Annotated in this window: 1 protein-coding gene; it reads left to right on the top strand. The window is 38.9% G+C overall.

Going from position 1 to position 794, the window contains the following annotated elements; translation table 11 throughout:
• Positions 1 to 44 precede the first annotated feature (44 nt).
• The coding region (locus tag IPU53_RS24695; protein ID WP_207454182.1) for an IS4 family transposase at positions 45 to 794 on the top strand (750 nt) is incomplete at its 3' end.

Here is a 794-nt window from a genome sequence, read left to right on the forward strand (position 1 = left end):
GGGTATGGTAGTCCTGTCCAAATCCCTAACTATAAGGAGCATCCATGGACAATCATACCATAAAAAATGTATTCAAGGAATACATTCATCCATTAGAATCAAAAGTTATTCAAAAAATGATTGATTACACCGAAATTGATAAATACGTGAAAAGGCTTGATACCCTTAAGTATTTGTATATATTTCTATACGCACAATTAAAAGGGATCACGAGTTTGAGAAGAGTAAGTGAACAGGTGGGCCGGAAGAAAAATGTTCAAAGACTAGTGGGATTAGAAAGCATCAGTAAGTCGCAGCTTTCTCGTAAAAATCGAAGTATTCCCCCTGGGGTTTTCCAAGCAGTTTTACAACATTTAATTCTACAACTGCACCAAGTAATGGGACCAAAAAAGGCAAGTGAGGGACTTGGAAAACTGATTTTGATTGATTCCTCCACCATCTCGATGTGTCTTAAACAATATGAATGGGCTGATTTTCGAGAGACAAAGTCTGGGATAAAGCTCCATACATCTGTGGTTCTTGTCGGTGAAGAATCATATCCAAATGCTGTCATTCCAACTCCTGCTAGACCAGCTGATGAAACACAGTTAGACGCACTCATTACACCAGATAAAAAGGCCCTCCATATCTTTGATCGGGGATATTTCAACTTTGAAAAATTTGATCTTTATTCTTCGAACGGAATTCGATTTGTCACACGGATTAAAAGCAATACCGTTGTACACGTAGTCGAAGAGTTACCGGTCGATCCATCTTCTTCCATTACACGACATGCCGTTGTGAAAATTGGCACC

Origin of the sequence: Bacillus sp. SD088 (assembly GCF_017355205.1) — a bacterium.
In the GTDB taxonomy this organism is placed as follows: domain Bacteria; phylum Bacillota; class Bacilli; order Bacillales; family Bacillaceae_C; genus Lederbergia.